At 46.6% G+C, this 14,093-nt stretch carries 13 protein-coding genes; 7 read left to right on the top strand and 6 right to left on the bottom strand.

Annotated elements, in window-relative coordinates; translation table 11 throughout:
- A partial coding sequence (locus WGC32_RS14025; protein ID WP_342682789.1) for an IS110 family transposase occupies positions 1 to 311 on the bottom strand: 311 nt, incomplete at its 3' end.
- Positions 312 to 598: 287 nt separating this feature from the next.
- Between WGC32_RS14025 and WGC32_RS14020 the strand changes: the two genes are divergently transcribed.
- The 5 genes from WGC32_RS14020 to WGC32_RS14000 all read left to right on the top strand — a co-directional run bounded on the left by WGC32_RS14020 (position 599) and on the right by WGC32_RS14000 (position 5,028).
- The gene (locus WGC32_RS14020; protein ID WP_191483287.1) at positions 599 to 1,075 is read left to right on the top strand and encodes a cupin domain-containing protein; all 477 of its coding nucleotides are present in this window, start codon (positions 599 to 601) and stop codon (positions 1,073 to 1,075) included.
- Complete coding sequence (locus tag WGC32_RS14015) at positions 1,072 to 1,476, top strand: cupin domain-containing protein (RefSeq protein WP_191483286.1); 405 nt, start codon at positions 1,072 to 1,074, stop codon at positions 1,474 to 1,476. Before WGC32_RS14020 ends, WGC32_RS14015 begins: the two co-directional genes overlap by 4 nt.
- Before the next feature lie 256 nt (positions 1,477 to 1,732).
- Positions 1,733 to 2,173: an adenine nucleotide alpha hydrolase family protein gene (locus tag WGC32_RS14010; protein ID WP_342682786.1), complete on the top strand. Its 441-nt coding sequence runs from the start codon at positions 1,733 to 1,735 to the stop codon at positions 2,171 to 2,173.
- An 84-nt stretch (positions 2,174 to 2,257) separates the two neighbouring features.
- Entirely contained in the window at positions 2,258 to 3,247 is a 990-nt protein-coding gene (locus WGC32_RS14005) for an alpha/beta hydrolase (RefSeq protein WP_342682784.1), read from the top strand.
- 254 nt (positions 3,248 to 3,501) lie between these two features.
- A complete protein-coding gene (locus tag WGC32_RS14000) occupies positions 3,502 to 5,028 on the top strand; it encodes a Na+/H+ antiporter NhaC family protein (RefSeq protein WP_342682783.1) in 1,527 nt (508 codons plus the stop codon).
- Between the two features lie 95 nt (positions 5,029 to 5,123).
- Here WGC32_RS14000 and WGC32_RS13995 read toward each other — a convergent pair whose 3' ends face one another.
- From WGC32_RS13995 to WGC32_RS13985, 3 genes are read right to left on the bottom strand one after another with little or no spacing between them, the layout of a single operon-like run.
- Complete coding sequence (locus tag WGC32_RS13995; protein WP_342682781.1) at positions 5,124 to 7,331, bottom strand: hypothetical protein; 2,208 nt, start codon at positions 7,329 to 7,331, stop codon at positions 5,124 to 5,126.
- A complete protein-coding gene (locus tag WGC32_RS13990; protein WP_342682779.1) occupies positions 7,303 to 8,205 on the bottom strand; it encodes an ABC transporter ATP-binding protein in 903 nt (300 codons plus the stop codon). The genes WGC32_RS13995 and WGC32_RS13990 overlap by 29 nt, the downstream gene beginning before the upstream one ends.
- Positions 8,202 to 8,579: a GntR family transcriptional regulator gene (locus tag WGC32_RS13985; protein ID WP_191483273.1), complete on the bottom strand. Its 378-nt coding sequence runs from the start codon at positions 8,577 to 8,579 to the stop codon at positions 8,202 to 8,204. Before WGC32_RS13985 ends, WGC32_RS13990 begins: the two co-directional genes overlap by 4 nt.
- Before the next feature lie 288 nt (positions 8,580 to 8,867).
- Between WGC32_RS13985 and pyk the strand changes: the two genes are divergently transcribed.
- Both pyk and WGC32_RS13975 read left to right on the top strand, forming a co-directional pair.
- Complete coding sequence (gene pyk, locus WGC32_RS13980; RefSeq protein WP_342682777.1) at positions 8,868 to 10,625, top strand: pyruvate kinase; 1,758 nt, start codon at positions 8,868 to 8,870, stop codon at positions 10,623 to 10,625.
- Between the two features lie 22 nt (positions 10,626 to 10,647).
- Positions 10,648 to 11,508 (top strand): sortase domain-containing protein, encoded by an 861-nt coding sequence (locus tag WGC32_RS13975; protein WP_191510575.1) that lies wholly within the window; start codon positions 10,648 to 10,650, stop codon positions 11,506 to 11,508.
- Between the two features lie 39 nt (positions 11,509 to 11,547).
- Here WGC32_RS13975 and WGC32_RS13970 read toward each other — a convergent pair whose 3' ends face one another.
- On the bottom strand, positions 11,548 to 12,648 hold the full coding sequence (locus tag WGC32_RS13970; protein WP_342682774.1) for a hypothetical protein: 1,101 nt from the start codon (positions 12,646 to 12,648) through the stop codon (positions 11,548 to 11,550).
- A gap of 150 nt (positions 12,649 to 12,798) precedes the next feature.
- Positions 12,799 to 13,890 carry an LPXTG cell wall anchor domain-containing protein gene (locus WGC32_RS13965; RefSeq protein ID WP_342682772.1) on the bottom strand — a complete coding sequence of 364 codons (1,092 nt, stop codon included), beginning with the start codon at positions 13,888 to 13,890 and terminating at the stop codon, positions 12,799 to 12,801.
- Positions 13,891 to 14,093 lie beyond the last annotated feature (203 nt).

The following is a 14,093-nucleotide window of genomic DNA, read 5'->3' as shown; positions in this document are numbered from 1 at the left end:
ACGGCATCCTTCTTGTCGGTCTTGGCCCGTCTTAAACTGTTGTTTCCGTAGTCATGCACCAGCATTGCATTGATTACCGAGACATAAAGCCCCGCGTCGTGGAGCAGCCAGGCCACCGGCGCGTGGTAATTACCTGTGGATTCCATCACCACACGGGTCTCGCCGTCCAGGCTTTTGAGCAGCCCTGCCAGCTTGCTCAGTTCGCTGTCGGTGTGAAGTACCTCAAAGGGCGAGACTACCACCTCTCCAAAAGGGCGCATGACTGCAATCATGCTCTTACCCTTGGAAACATCGATGCCAACGCAGTTCATTCACATTCCTCCAATACAAAGAATCTGCAACCGGAATCCATCTTTTCTCGTTGCCGATTCAATCTATTGCGTGACGCGAACTCTCCGGCATTCGGTGGCTCAACCTGCTTAAATCGAACGCTGCAACAAGAGGATGGCTGACAGTCTTTTCTTCGGACATGGAAACCCAAGGAGTGATAGGTCAGCCAGTTGCTCCTCTCATTGTAGCTTAGGCACGAGATGGAAAGAAAGCCGGACTGGCTGCCCGGCTTTCCTGTCCAAATTTATTGTAATAGGAGTGAAGAACTATGGCCAAATCGCCTTCCTATTTCGGCAAATTCCCCTGTTTGCCGGGAGAAAAAAAGCCAACTATGGTTACCAAGGCCGACTGCCCTAAGTTCATCTACACACCGGAAAGGCCCCATGCCAGTGACCTAAACTGGATTTTCGCCAGCACAGATCATCTGACCTGCGGTCAATATCAGCTCGCCCCTGGCAGCACCTTTGATCCTGTAGATGTCCATTCCGGCGATGAAGTATATTATGTGCTGGAAGGCACCGTCACCATGTTCAATCCCAAATTGGGACAGGTTGAGGACGTCTCCGCTGGTGAGGTCATTCTTCTCCCCAAGGAGGCCCCCCATAAGGCCTATAATTTCACCAATAAAAAAGCGGTTATTTTCTTTGTGATCGCGCCCAAGATGTGGGAGGAAAGCGGCCCGCCAGACGGCTATTACGACACCATGAAACTGCTGAAATATGAAAAGGAGGAGGGCAAAGAATGAACATTCAAGATGTGGGAAAATTCCCAGTCGACGGCCCTTCCGCCCGTGCGACCGGTGAACTTTTCAAAGTAACCTCTCAAAACTGCTTGCATACCATCTATGGCAAAACTTATCCCATTAAAATCAATCTGTTTATCAGCAACGATTTTGTCCATGTGGGTGAAATGATTATTCCCTCTGGCGGAACTGGCTCTAGGGCAAGTGAGGTCATTGAATCAGACGGAGACACTGTCCTCTATGTAAAAGAAGGCCCCATTACCTTCTTTATTCCCGCCACCCAAGAAGTCTTCCATGTGGAGGAAGGCGATACCATGTTTATTCCAGAGCATACCCCCTACCAGCTGATCAACTATTCCGATAAAGTGTTGACTGCCGTTTTTACAACTGCTCCCAACCTTTAACAGTCTCTGAAAAGGCCGCTTAGAAGCGGCCTTTTCTTTTTGGCAAAATTCTTCTTTTTTTACGGTCTATTCTCAAATGGTTTTCTTTTTATCCCCTGACGTTTTTTGAAAAGTCTATAGTTTATTAACAATTATGTTGTATAATGACATTGTCAAACAGAAAACTATTAGTTAAATTGCATCAAAAATTGTGCTTTATTTCGGATAGATGCAGATCACTCCGCCTATGCGGATGTTGTGGAGGTTTTTCACCTTGATGTTTCATAATAACCCCAGCGGCACTGATGAGCTGGAGCTGCGGCAAAAGCAGCAAACCCTGGTCTGTGTGACCAACCAATACCGATGTGAAAGGCTGATCCGGGCAGGACGGGTTGTTGCAGACCTCTCCAATACCGACCTGAACGCTCTTCACATTGCGAGTCCTTCCCTTCCCGCTAACGGTGATGCATTGGAGCATCTATTCGATGTTTCTAAGCAAAACAACGCTGTCATGACGGTCTATTATGACAGTGATTCCCTCAAATGCCTGATTCGGTATATCCGTGAAAATCGGGTAGCTAATGTGATTACTGGTATGCCGCAGCAGGAAAACAGCATTCTTCAAAAACTGTGGCGCAAATTTCGCAATAAAAACATAGGATTTTATACAGTGGATTCAGAAGGCGAACTGCATCCGGTAGAATTAAAAGAAGTATAATCCTACATAAGCCGCCTTCCAAACTTGGTTTGGCTAGGAGGCTGTCTTCCCTTTTTTATTTTTTCTGGAAATGGAGGCCTGGCCATGCCGTCGAGTATCCAAAAAGAAGAATTTCTCAGCGTCAATCAAAAAAATAAAATTGCCTACTATATATGGTCTCCACAAGAAGGTCCTGTCAAGGGCATCGTGCAGATTTCTCATGGTATGTGCGAATATGTTTTCCGTTACAATGATTTTGCCAACTTCCTTTGTGACCATGGTTTTATCGTGTGCGGCAACGATCATCTCGGTCACGGGGCTTCTGTGCTCCCAGGGGATCCCATGGGCTTCTTTGACTACGAAGGAGGCCACAACCTACTTTCGCAGGATTTGAAAATCCTGACAGATATTATGAAAGCTCGCTATGGCAATCTTCCTTATTTTCTGCTGGGGCACAGTATGGGTTCCTTTGTAGCGAGAGACTATATGTCCAAATTTGCTTTTGGCCTGGATGGTGTCATCCTCAGCGGTACAGCCGGCCCCAATCCCCTGATTGATCTGGGCATCTCTATAGCGGAAAGTCAGATCTCCTCCAAAGGACCTAAAGCTAAAAGCGCCAAATTGGATAAGCTTTTCTTCAGCGGTTATAACAAAAAAATCCATGCGCCAAGGACCAAGTTTGATTGGCTTTCCCGCGATGAAGAGGCAGTGGAAAAATATATGCAAGATCCTTGGTGTGGTTTTCTCTTTACAACAACCGGTTTCCGGGATGAGGCGACTCTCCTGAAAAAGGTCAATCACAGCTTGTGGGCAAAAACTGTTCCTGTCACCCTACCTGTCTTCCTATTTTCCGGTGATCAGGATCCTGTAGGCGGTTATGGAAAAGGAGTGGCCAAGGTTTACCGTCAGCTTCTCCGCACAGGGGTTAAAGATGTAACCCTCAAACTCTATGAGGGAGGCCGCCATGAGATGCTCAACGAAACCAATCGGCAGGAGGTCTATATGGATGTCTTGGATTGGTTAAACAACCATCTTCCCAACGTCTATGCGGCGGATATCTCGGAAGATGCACCTCCATCAGAAGAAGCATGCTGATTGATTATATCATGGAATACTCTTGTGCTTTTCAAGCAAGGCTAGTTGAAAAAACAACTGGCCTTGCTTATTTATTTTCCACCATTTTCTTCTCTCAAATATAGACAAATGCATAAATATTGCTATATTTTCATAGTTAATACGACAAAAATACATAAAATATTCATAATCATTTGCGGCGAGCAGATTGTTATGATAATATAAATAACAAGGTAACAAATGGATTTTTTCCATAAAGTTTGGAGGAAGAAGATATGGAATTTGGTTGGCTGACTATCCTGCCACCTATTATCGCAATCGTTCTCGCGCTGATCACCAAAGAGGTTATCTCCTCTTTGCTTATCGGCATCTTGTCTGGAACCCTCATCTATGCCCGTTTTGATGTAATCCAAGCGGTAGATACCACATTTGGTATCATGGCAGAAAAATTAGGCGGCAATGCAAGTATTATCCTGTTTTTGGCGCTTCTCGGCGCCTTGGTGTGTGTCATCACCAAAGCAGGCGGCTCCGCCGCTTACGGTGAATGGGCTGCGAAAAAGATCAAAACCCGTGCAGGCGCTCAATTTGCCACTGGTGTGTTAGGCACCGTTATCTTTATTGACGACTATTTTAACTGTCTGACGGTAGGCACAGTAATGCGCCCAGTAACAGATAAACATCATATCTCCCGGGCGAAGCTCGCCTATCTCATCGACGCTACCGCTGCTCCTGTCTGTATCATCGCCCCGATCTCCAGTTGGGCGGTTGCGGTGGGCTCCACCATGGAGTCCTCTGGCGTAGCGGATGGCATGTCCACCTTTATCCAGACCATCCCCTTTAATCTCTACGCCCTTCTCACCATTGTTATGATTATTTTTATCTGTTGGACCAATCTGGATTTTGGGCCCATGGCAAAATTTGAGCACAATGCGATTTACAATAACGATCTTCATTCTAATCCCGACCATCCGCAGGATATCGAAGAAGAAAATTCCCGCATTGGAAATAAAGGCAAAGTTTATGATTTGATTATCCCCATTGTGGCGCTGATTATCTTTTCCATTCTGGCTATGCTCTATGTGGGCGGCCTGTTTACCGGTGAGGCTTCTTCTATTGGCGAGGCTTTTGGTAACACAGACGCCTCCAAATCCCTTTGCATTGGCGGATTTGCCGCGCTGGTTGTAGCATTCATCCTGTTCTTACCCCGCAAGATCCTGGGCTTCCGGGAGTTCATGGATGGTATTACTGAAGGTGTAAAATCCATGGTGCCTGCCTATATCATCCTAACCTTGGCCTGGACCATCAGCGGTGTATGCAGTGCCGATTACCTAAATACCGGCGGTTTTGTTGGCCATCTTGTGGCTACCAGCAGTATGCCTATGCAGCTTCTTCCCGCCGTTGTTTTCCTGGTGGCCAGTCTTCTTGCCTTCGCCACTGGTACCTCCTGGGGAACTTTCGGTATCCTAATTCCTATTGTAATTCCTATTATTAATACCACAGGTTCTGACCTACTTGTTCCTGCTCTGGCAGCGACTTTGGCAGGTGCGGTCTATGGAGATCATATCTCCCCCATTTCGGACACCACCATTCTCTCTTCTACCGGTGCCCACTGCAATCACATCGACCATGTGACAACACAAATTCCCTATGCTACTATGGTAACCGCAGTCTGCTTTGTTGGATTCCTTATCGCGGGCTTTACCAACAATGCGTACATTACCCTCGGTTCTTCTCTTGTTCTCCTACTCGCCGTTCTATGTATTCTCAAAGTCATTCAAAAGAAAAAGGAAGCCAAGGCTTAATCCAAAAAAGGGAGTCGTATCAGAAATACGGCTCCCTTTTTCTCTCATGCTTAAGGGGCAGTGCTGTTTTCAGCACTGCCCCTTGATTTGTGGGATTAATCTATGATAGTTTCTTCTGTAATTGTCACTCCCATTTCTCCAGCATCGATATAAGCGGAGGTGTGTACGTCCCAACTCTCTCCTACCTTCTTCAGGTCCTCCTTTAAAAAGTCCGGGGCCTTATCATAGGGGATATAAAACTGCTGGCATTGCAAGGACCCCTCTACATGGAAGGCTACCACATACCCGTCTGTGCTCATCTCATATTGCTGATAAGCACACTGACGAAGCTGCGCAATCTGCGCGGCATCATCGTATTTGACAGAAATGTCTGTCCCCCACACTTCATTTTCCAGGTCAGAAAGCGAAAAGCGGTAAAAGTCGTCAGGTTCATTGAGGAACAGTGGATATACTCCCCGCAAAGCGCCATGGGAGGCATAGGTCACATAAGCGGCCTTGACCTTTGAAGACTCTGTTTGCTTAGTTACATCCCAGCCCTTTTCTTTGAGAAATTCAATGGTATTTTGATAGTGGGCCCCCAACACGACGACAGAATCATAGGTGCTTAGGCCACTCTTTTGCAGCCTCTGACGCGCTTCTTCTGGCAAGGCTGTGGGAGTAGCTGTAATAGAGAGGCATCCCAGTGCCGGTGTGTCAGGTCGGGCATATTCCTCCACAGTTTCCTCCCGGCGGTCGGCCGCGATGGCCGCAAAAAGCTCCTCCTGCTCTTCCAGGGAAAGTGGCAATACCTGGCCACCCCGGCCCAACGCATCGTAAAGCCGGAAAGAATTAAACTGATTAGGCTCTACCATGGCGGACAGATCTGTCTGTTTACGGAATTCAGGAATGACGCCCAGATCATTAAAGAGAGGGAAGTCGCTATAATAGACCTTGTCATACTTTCGCTGGACGGTCATACCATTTTTCAGCCGATAGGTGATGGTAATCGGCATCCAGGTCATCTCTTCGCCATCTACCTCTATATTTTGATTGCCGAGGGGGACCCAACGCTGTGTCATCCGGGTGTGGATATTCTTAACCGCCTCAATGCCCTCAGGCGTGCGAAGGACAATGCCATTTCGGTTGCTTCCATAGAGATAGGGTTCTACCACACCATAGTAACTAATGGAAACACTGTCCACCTGATCGACTTCTGGAATCCGGTACTGATATCCGGTCAGGTCAAAGCGAACCACGGCAAAGAGGGCCAAAAAGCATCCCGCGAAAATAGCGTATCCCTTCATACTTTTGCCAAAGGTTCGGAAGCTGCGCATGGCTATGGCCTCTATCACAGTATAGGCAATGAAAGAGCCAAGGATCAGTCCCAATATCATCATGGCCACCGAATCAGAGGCCATGCCTCCAAATCCGAGGCTAAGCAGTAATCCTCCAATATAAGCGCCAACATATTTGGAGATTTCCTTAACCAGGGTTCTTCCTCCCACCCGGCCGGCTCGTTCACAGCCTCTTTTACGGAAGCCAATAATGGAAAGGATCAGACAAAGGATGGCTAAAACCAGATAGGCGATGATAACCGGCCACCGATAGGTGTCATTTTCCACGAAGATGCGGAAGCCCAGCAAAAAAGGATTGGACCACAAGATGCCAATACCGCCGTCTCCCAAGAAAAGATCAGTGTAAGGGAATCCCACCAGCATACGGGAAAGAGCTTCCAGGGTATAGGCAAAGCCCAAGCTAATCGCCGCTCCAATCCCCGCCGTATAGAGCACATGGTCCAGCAGTGTTGGCGTAAAGACGCCAACGAAGCAGACCAAGGTATAACTAATTGTGGTGGTCAGGCAAAGGGTAAGAAACTCTATGACCAGAGATAATACTTGAATATTTCCAGAGTTAGAAATTGCCCCTGTGAGGGCACAGGGCAGATAGATTGCCAGCAGCGGCAGCAAGGTGACCACAAGCCCCGCCAGATAGTGGGACAAAAATAAGGTGTGACGCTTGACCGGCAGGCTGTAATAGAGATCCGCCCGATCCCCATGATGAATAAACTGCAGCGCCATAACTCCAGTAAAGAGCGGTATCGCCACAGGCAGGACGAAGAGAAAAGCTCCACTGAGACCATAAATCGGCGCTGCCGGCATGGAGTCCAATATCTTCTGTCCTTCTACTGTGCGAATGATAAAAGGAACTGTAAAAACCGCCAGGTAGATCATAGAGGCGACGAGGCAGACACCACGCATCCGTTTGAGCTGATGAAAAAAGAGGTACCATCCCCGCTTATGAGAAGATGATGTTTTTATAGTCATAACCGACCGCCTCCATTTCTTTGATAAATATCTCTTCCAATGTCAGGGGGAGTTCTTCAAAAAACAGGGGATGATATCTCTCTAGCCTTTCTCTTAATGCTGCGGCGGACTCCTTGGCAATAAGGGTGACAAGGCTTCCCCGGCGTTCTATGCTGATAAGCTGCATCCCATCCAGGGCGTCCGGTTCCAGTGGCTTAGAGAAGGCCGCCTGTACCCGTACAAATTCCTCTTTTAGCTGATCCAGATCCCGCTCTAACACCAGTTTTCCTCGGTGGATAATGGCCACATGGTCGCACATTTCCTCGATTTCATAGAGGTTGTGGGAGGTGGCCACGACCGTCATCTTCCGTTGTGCCACCCGGTCGATCAATGTCTCCTTGACAGCTGCCCGGACCACCATATCCAGCCCGTCAAAGGATTCGTCCATAAGCAGGATCCTAGGATTACAGGAAAGAGCGATAATAATCATAGCCAACTTTCGAATGCCTTTGGAAAAGGTATTGATAGGCTTCTTTCGATCCATATCAAAAATTTGGCATAAGGTTTCAAAATCTTCAGGAGAAAAATCGGGATACATATGGGAATAAAATTCCGCTAATCCCTCACAGGTCATCCCCGACTGCACAAAGGGCTGGTCGCAGATCATAAATATCTGTTCCATTGCCTGTTCATGCTCAAAAATGGGGATATCATTCAATGTCACATTTCCCCCATCACCTTTATAAATGCCGGCGATAATCCGCAGTACCGTGGATTTGCCAGAACCATTGGAACCTATTAATCCAAAAATGGAGCCTTCTCTAATCTCAATGGAAAAGTCAGCGACTGCCGTCTCTTTGCCAAACTTCTTTGTCAAATGCTCCAAGCAAATCATATTCCATTCTCCTTCTGTGCGTAAACCTGATCCAGCACAGTTAGCAGTTCAGGCTTCTTTACTCCAACTTTCCTGCACTGGGTACAAATTCCCTCAAAGCGTTCTATTATCTTTTTCTGTAGGCTGCGAGTCACCTCGTCAGCGGAGGAAACAAAGCTGCCCTTGCCTGCCACCGAACAAATCACGCCGCTGCGTTCCAGCTCCTGATAGGCTTTGGAGACCGTATTGGGGTTGACTCCAAGATCTCGTGCCAGCAGCCGCACCGAAGGAAGTTGATCACCAGGCTCAAGGGCGCCCACCGCAATCAGCTGCGTGATTTTCTGGCACAACTGCTCGTAAATGGGGATCCTGCTGTGCATATCAAGGGTAATCACCTCATCCACCTCTCTGTATTAACTGTATTATATCGAATAGTACAGTTATAGTATATTCAATTTCCCCTGTCCTGTCAACTGTATTAAACAAAATATTGTCTTCCCCGTAATAAAATTTTGTCAAAGTGATTACATACACCGAAAAGGATAGAAAAAGTATTGAAAATCTGATAAAATAATGATAAAAATACTATTCTATATCTAAAAGAGTAACAAGGCTGTTCTGGCTTTTTGACACTTTGACACGGAATATAGCATGCTTCTAGGACGAATTGGAGGTCTGAACCTATGCGAAAAACAAAAATCATTTGCACGCTTGGCCCCGCTACCGATCATAAGGAGACTGTCCGGCAGCTCATGCTTGCCGGTATGAATGTAGCGCGTTTTAACTTTTCCCATGGCACCCATGAAGAACACCTGAACCGTTTGAAAATCCTCAAAGAGCTTCGGGAAGAGCTGGGGCTCCCCATTGCGGCGCTTTTGGATACCAAGGGGCCCGAAATTCGGATTGGTACCTTTAAGGACGGTAAGGTCACCCTATCCCCTGGCAACCTCTTTACCCTGACGACTCGAGAAATAGAGGGGGATGAAACCATCGTCTCCATTTCCTTCAAAGGACTGGTTGCGGATGTAGATGTAGGCAATCGTATCTTATTGGACGACGGCTTGATTGAATTGAGGGTCCGAGAGATTACCGAAACCGATATCATTTGTAAAGTAATCAATGGTGGCACCATCTCTGATCGAAAGGGAGTGAACATCCCCGGAGTCAGAGTTTCGATGGATTATATCAGCCCTAAGGATCGGGAAGATATCCTTTTTGGTATTGACAATGGCTTTGATTTTATTGCCGCTTCCTTCACCCGCTGCGCAGATGATATTCTGCAAATCCGGCAGATTCTGGATTCTCGCCATTGCAATACCATCCGCATCATTGCAAAAATTGAAAACAGCGAAGGCGTCGCCAACATCGACGATATTTTGCGGGTCTCTGATGGCATTATGATCGCTCGTGGAGACATGGGTGTTGAAATTCCCTTAGAGGAAGTTCCCATCATCCAGAAAAAACTGATAAAAAAAGGCTACACAGCGGGACGGCAGGTCATTACCGCTACCCAGATGTTAGACAGCATGATTAAAAATCCCCGTCCTACCCGTGCAGAGGCCACCGATGTAGCCAACGCCATCTATGACGGGACCAGCGCGATCATGCTTTCCGGGGAAACGGCCGCGGGACTTTATCCAGTGGAAGCGTTACAGACCATGTCCATTATTGCCGAACGAGCAGAGCGGGATATCGATTATAAAAAGCGCTTTTACACCCGGGATATTGATCCGATTTCCGACGTAACCAATGCTATTTCTCACGCCACCTGTACCACCTCTTACGATCTGGGAGCTTCTGCTATCATCACCGTCACTAAAACCGGCACCACAGCGCGTATGATTTCCAAGTTCCGTCCCTCCGTCCCCATTATTGGCGGCACCATGGAACCTCATGTATACCGGCAGTTGGCTCTGTCCTGGGGCGTCCTTCCGTTGATGATTGAGGAAAAGAAAAATACCGACGTTCTTTTTGAGCATTCAGTTGCCCGTGCCAAAAAAGCAGGTTATGTCAGTGATGGGGACTTGGTGGTAATCACCGCTGGTGTTCCCCTTGGTATTGCCGGAACCACCAACATGCTCAAGGTTCATATGGTTGGCGATATCCTAGTCACCGGAACCGGCATTGGTGCTTCTTCTGTATGTTCTAATTTATGTGTCGTCCGGGATGAGGATGAAGCCCTAAAAAAGTTTAAAAACGGGGATATCTTGGTGATTCCCAGCACCTCCAATAAAATTCTTAGCTTGATGAAGAAAGCGTCTGGTATCGTCACTGAAGCCGGCGGGACTAATTCCCATGCGGCAATTGTGGGGCTTGCTCTGGATATTCCCGTTATCGTCGGCGCCAAAAGTGCAGTTTCCATTCTCAAAAACGGTACCTCTGTCACCGTTGATGCCCGACGGGGCATTGTGTGTAACTCCACAAATGTTCAAGCATTATAAAAAATAAAGGAGCCAAGCAATCATGAGGTTTTCCTCCCCATCTATGTCGTTTTTAAGAAAGATAGTAGCTTGTTTTCTTCTAGTCTCTATGATTCTTACCCTTTCTTCCTGTAATGGAGAGGAGGAATCCTCTTCTGCTCCAGCACCGGTGGTAACCACTCCCCAGGTTACGGAAGCACCCTTGCCAGAACCAGAAGAAGATGATCAGCTCCAAATTCAGCAGCCTGATGCCGATACCCTGCAAAAGCTTACTGATATGCAGTCTGCCAACAGCGATACGGTAGCCTGGCTGACCATTCCCGACACCACGGTAGACAATGCCGTAGTTCAAGCTGAAGATAACGATTTTTATCTCCGCAAAGATGAATACAAACAGTATAATTTTTACGGGTGCTACTATGCGGACTACGAAAACACCATTGGTGAGCGAAATGTCTTATCCCGCAACACCGTTATCTATGGACACAACATGGATGACAACCAGGTGCATGGTCTAAAGTTTGGCCAGCTATTGAAATATCTTGATGAGGATTTCGCCACCAATCACCCCTATATTTATTTAACGACTCCCGATGACCAGATGGTTTTTAAAATCTTTGCCGCCTATTATTCTGATATTAACTTCAATTATATCAGCGTCAACCCCAGCGACTTAGAGTTTTTAAACATTCTTAATGAGGCGGAGGAGCGCACCGAATATTTCTATGATGTGGATGTCAACGCCACAGATAAAATTCTAACCCTATCCACCTGTACCTATAAATACGGCATGCGGGAGGATCAGCGTTTTGTCGTCCAGGCCCGTCTTTTAAGAGATGGCGAACAGATGCCTGAAACCGTCAGCATAACGAAAAATCCATCGCCGAAAGAGCCACAATTTTAATTAAAATAAAAAGGACCAGCCAGATGGCTGGTCCTTTTTTTATGACTGCTGAGTTGTGGTCGGAATATAGGCGTCATAGATATAAAATGCCCTGCCTATTGCATCCAACGCCTGGGAAACCAGATATTCTTCTGGAGAGCTATATCCCTCCGAGGTGCCGTCTCCAGCGTCGATAATAGGCAATTCTTCCAATGGCTTGGAGGAAATAATAAAGGAGCCCAGCTTATCTGTAGTAAAGGATACATGGCTCATTTCAGGAGAATACTCGGCCTGATCGGTGTAAAGAACCAGTCTCCCGTTTTCATAGCGGTAAACATAAGCGTGACTTTCTCTATAATCAGAAAACTCATCCATCTCCACCGAAATGGTAGCTGGTGAAGCTAGATCCCGTGTATCCCAGAACATGATGGTAGATAAAACGCCATCGGTATTATAGTGCTCGCTGACAGGGGTAATACTTTTTTTAACGGCAAAAAGATTGATTTCATCCTGGATTTGGCTGTTATGAAAGGCCACTGAATACCCGTCAAAGGAAAACTCAATATCCTTGCCCAAAGCGGCTTTCATCCCTTCTGCCGTAATGTTGGCGCAATCGGGATTTTCCATCACCCCATTGTTATTGCTCAGCGCCTGTAGAACTTGCCCGCTGGTAATCCCATTGCTTTGATTCAGCTCGGTCATCTGAATATCATCGAATACATATTTCTCCCTTGTGATCCCACCATAGGCAGTTTCCACCGTACGGGTAGCACTCACTTGTAACTCAAAGGTTGGAATATTCTCCAGCGCCGTCGCATTGGTTATGGTCAGCCGGACAACCCAGTAACCCCGATCCTCATCAAAGAAAGCCCTTGCTTCACATCCGCTTCTGCCAAAAATTACATCAGCATGGACAATATCCCCAGGCTCCGCGCTGTTCATCGGCTCTTTCCGATCGAAGGTACGAAGTCTTACATCATCACTGGACTCATCTACATAGCAAAAGATTAGATCTACGTATTCATTGCCGCTCTCGTCCACCCTTTCATCAGTTTTATAAAGCAGGTACATATCCTGCTCCACTGTGATAGCCATTACCGGCACAATCGTCACAATAAGCAAAAGTGCCGCCACAAGCAACACAGCAATCTTCCCTTTCATGGCCGCACCATCCCTTCTCTTTTTTCTTCATTATACTCCGCATTCTGCCTGGATACAATGACATAAATCTTAACAATCCACTAAAAAGGGAGCGAAAGACGGTAGTCCGTCTTTCGCTCCCTTTCATAGATCCCATACTAAAAAATTATATTATTTCTTTTTCAGTGCCACAAAGCCAGCCGCCGCTGCGACAACTGCACCAGCTACCGCAAGACCGATTACATCGTTAGCACCTGTGTCAGGATTCGCTTTGTCAGAATCGGTAGTTGTTGTAGAGCTATCGGTAGAAGTGTCTGTTGTGGTCTCACCAGTAGTTTCATCAGTTAGAGGCTCTGCAGAAATGACCAAACTACCCAGCTTATTAGTCTCAAAGGTAACGGTCGATCTGGAAGAGTCATAGGTGGCATTATCGGTTACCAGGGTCAGGCCGTCTCCCTCTATCCGATAGACATAAGCCTGATTAGTCACATGGGTGCTGGAATACTCAGTGCACTCCATCTCTACCGTAATGCTGACCGGCAGATCATTCTTGTCCTTGAAGTCCAGGAAGCCCAGAATCTTATCCTCGCCGTACCTTTCCACCAGATTGTCGATTCTCTCGGTAGATGCACGGAAGTTCAGCGCATTGCTGATACCGGAGCCAATGTGTAAGGTATAACCATCATAGGGGAACGCAAAGGTTTCGCCAGAATTGATGGCCTCGAAAGCATCAGCGGAAACAACATATCTGTAGTTTCCATCGTCATCCAGGGTATCAACATCGGTGTCATTGATACGTGCGGTATTGATGTCATTTGCATCAATTGTACCATAGTCTTTGACTACCAAGGTCAAATCACCAGAATAGGTGTTGCCATCAGCGTCAACGCCTTCGACATGCAGCACAGTGTCGTAATCTTTGACCGCTGCAATATCCTGGGTCTTCATCTGAACCATCCAAACATTGGTTGGATTATTCCCTTCATCGTCAAAATAGAAGGCAGGAGTATACACTGTGGTGGAGCCTTGAGTGATCTCCGCACTGGTGATCTCAATGTTGCTGTCTGCCTGGTCATTCGCATAAGGAATGACATAGAAGGTGTCCCCGTTTACATAAGCGACATTACCCCCGGCATCGACATCGATCATTTCACCATCACTGCCTAAGATGCTAAAATGGTCAATGGTATAATCCACATTGATACCAAAGGATACGGTAGCCATTCCTACACACATGGCAACAGCAAGGATAATGGCTAGCATTTTTTCATCATGATACCTCCTTAAAAAATATCCAAGAATGCTCTTGTAGGTTTTATTATAATGCTTATTTTTCTTATTTTCAATATAACTCTGATATTATTTTGTTGCAATTTTGCAAATTATCGCTCAAATTATCCGATATTTTAAGCATTTTATCTAATATTTAAATCATTTAATTTGAAATATTAATCCTTAAAATAACA

Origin of the sequence: Zongyangia acetica, from assembly GCF_038739695.1 — a bacterium.
Classification (GTDB): Bacteria; Bacillota; Clostridia; order Oscillospirales; family Ruminococcaceae; genus Zongyangia; species Zongyangia gallinarum.
The sequence above is the reverse complement of the archived record's forward strand: the minus strand, read 5'-3'. Positions and strand labels throughout refer to the sequence as shown.